At 38.6% G+C, this 3,082-nt stretch carries 2 protein-coding genes; both read left to right on the top strand.

Going from position 1 to position 3,082, the window contains the following annotated elements:
- The first annotated feature begins 38 nt into the window (after positions 1-38).
- A complete protein-coding gene (locus tag AC3DU7_RS21080) occupies positions 39-1,475 on the top strand; it encodes a cation:proton antiporter (RefSeq protein ID WP_488041262.1) in 1,437 nt (478 codons plus the stop codon).
- Positions 1,472-2,926 carry a cation:proton antiporter gene (locus AC3DU7_RS21075; protein WP_488041261.1) on the top strand — a complete coding sequence of 485 codons (1,455 nt, stop codon included), beginning with the start codon at positions 1,472-1,474 and terminating at the stop codon, positions 2,924-2,926. Before AC3DU7_RS21080 ends, AC3DU7_RS21075 begins: the two co-directional genes overlap by 4 nt.
- Positions 2,927-3,082 lie beyond the last annotated feature (156 nt).

The following is a 3,082-nucleotide window of genomic DNA, read 5'->3' as shown; positions in this document are numbered from 1 at the left end:
ATAGGAGGCTAACTGATAACTGATAACTGATAACTGAAATGACCAATATTACGATCGCCTGGATGGCATTACCATTTTTTCTTGGGTTTGTGATTTATTTGCTACCCAAACTAGACCGCTTTCTCGCACTGGGAGTAGCATTAGTTTCAGCTAACTATGCCTTGGCGATATTTTCAACCCAATCACTGTTAAATATACAGTTACTAGATAATTTTGGTGTAACTTTAACCATCGACCAACTAAGTGCCTTTTTTATCATCACTAATGCTATAGTTACAACCGCAGTTATTATTTACACTTGGAGTAGCGAAAAAACTGCCTTTTTCTATATGCAAGTAGTGATTCTGCATGGTAGCGTCAACTCTGCCTTTATCTGTGCAGATTTTATTAGTTTGTATGTAGCATTAGAGGTAATCAGTATTGCTGCCTTTCTTCTTATTACCTATCCGCGTACAGATAGATCTATTTGGGTAGGATTACGCTATCTGTTTGTCAGTAATACGACAATGCTGTTTTATCTGGTAGGAGCAGTACTGGTATATAAGGCAAATAATTCTTTTAGTTTTATGGGTTTGAGTGGTTCGCCTCCCGAAGCGATCGCTCTGATATTTCTAGGATTATTAGTTAAAGGGGGTATATTTGTCTCAGGATTTTGGTTGCCTCTAACCCACTCTGAATCACAAAGTCAAGTATCAGCAATGTTGTCAGGAGTGGTGGTCAAATCTGGAGTGTTTCCCTTAGTGCGTTGTGCTCTACTATTAGAGGAGATAGATCCAATTGTGAGAATTTTTGGTGTGGCTACAGCTTTGTTAGGAGTAGGTTATGCCATTGTGGAAAAAGATACCAAGCGTACCCTAGCATTTAGCACCATTTCTCAATTAGGTTTTATCATGGCCGCGCCAGAAGTAGGAGGATTTTATGCCTTGACTCACGGATTGGTGAAATCAGCACTTTTTCTCATATCAGGTATTTTGCCCAGTCGTAATTTTAAGGAGTTGCGAGACCAACCACTCAATAACTCAATCTGGATAGCTTTAGCGATCGCTAGTTTTTCAATTTCTGGTTTTCCTCTATTATCTGGTTTTGGGGCTAAGATATTGACCTCCAAGAATTTATTACCTTGGCAGGTTGTGGCAATGAATGTTGCCACAGTAGGAACAACAATTATATTTGCCAAATTTATCTTTCTCCCCCACAAAAAGAGTGAAGAAAAAGGGAAAGCAACATCTGGGTTTTGGTGGGCGATGGTAATTTTACTCGGTGGATTGATTGTAGCAAATGCTGTTTATTACCAAGCTTATACCTTAAGTAATATACTGAAACCTCTAGTAACTATTAGTATTGGTTGGTTGGCATATCTTTTTATTTTTAGGAAATTAATTCTTAAATTCCCGCGTGCGGTCGAGAAATTCGATCATTTAATTGGGGTGATGAGTCTAATGTTGATTATAGTTTTCTGGATGGTGCAGATATGACCAATATTACTATCCTCTGGATGGCATTACCCTTTTTTACTGGTTTCGTTATCTATCTCTTACCCAAACTAGACCGCTTTCTCGCCCTAGGGATAGCATTGATTTCGACTAACTATGCCTTGACGATATTTGTAAATTCATCTCCTTTAAACATACAGTTACTAGATAGTTTCGGTGTAACTTTAATCATTGACCAACTGAGTGGCTTTTTTATCATCACTAATGCTCTAGTAACACTCGCAGTTATTTTTTACTGTTGGAGTAGCGAAAAAACTGCTTTTTTCTATATGCAAATAGTGATTCTGCATGGTAGCGTTAATGCTACTTTTATCTGTGCAGATTTTATGAGCGTATATGTAGCCCTAGAGGTGATCGGGATTGCTGCCTTTCTTCTCATTGCCTATCCGCGTACAGATAGATCTATTTGGGTAGGATTGCGCTATCTGTTTGTCAGTAATACGGCAATGCTGTTTTACCTGGTGGGAGCAGTAATCGTATATAAGGCAAATAATTCCTTTTATTTTGCTGGTTTGCGTGGTTCGCCTCCTGAAGCGATCGCCCTTATATTTTTAGGATTGTTGGCCAAGGGAGGTATCTTTGTCTCAGGGTTATGGTTACCTTTAACCCACTCCGAATCACAAAGTCCAGTATCAGCAATGTTGTCAGGAGTTGTGGTCAAAGCTGGAGTTTTTCCTCTAGTGCGTTGTGCCCTATTGTTAGAGGAAATTGATCCGATCGTGAGATTTTTTGGTGTTAGTACAGCACTTCTAGGGGTGGGTTATGCTGTATTTGAAAAAGATACTAAACGGATGTTGGCATTTCATACTATTTCTCAGTTGGGCTTTGTGCTTGCTGCGCCAGTAGTAGCTGGTTTCTATGCTTTGACCCACGGTTTAGTTAAATCTGCCCTGTTTTTAATTGCAGGGGTTTTACCAAGCCGTAATTTTAAAGAATTACATCATACACCCATTGATAATCAGATTTGGGTAGCTTTAGTTATTGCTAGTTTTTCTATTTCTGGTTTCCCACTATTATCTGGTTTTGGGGCAAAAGTGTTAACTTCTAAAAATCTATTACCCTGGCAGGTTGTGGGTATGAACTTTGCCGCAGTAGGAACAGCCATTTCTTTTGCTAAATTCATTTTTCTCCCCCATCAGAAAAACAAGGAAAAAATCAAAGTCAAACTGGGTTTTTGGTGGGCAATAGTGGTCTTACTAGGCGGATTGATTGTAGCAAATGCTTTTTATTATGAAGCTTACACCCTAAGTAATATCATCAAACCACTAATAAGTATAGCTATTGGTTGGGTGGCATATTTACTTATTTTTCAGAAGTTGGCGATTAAATTTCCCCGTGTGGCCGAAGAATTCGACCATCTGATTGGTTTTATGAGCTTCATGTTAATTGTACTCTTCTGGATGGTATGGACACAATCAGATTTTTCAATATAATTAGGACTTACCCATGAGGTACGAAAAACTAAGATTTGAGATTGCTTTCTGTTCCCGACTGCTGCGCATTGCACCTATAGATCGAGCTTACAATTTACTAAAACCTAATGGAATTTATATTTCCGGTAAATATCCAATAACACAATGGTCTTCCCA

The sequence above is a fragment of the Okeania sp. genome (genome assembly GCF_983059655.1).
Note: the sequence above shows the minus strand (reverse complement) of the source record. Positions and strands in the feature narration are given on the sequence as shown.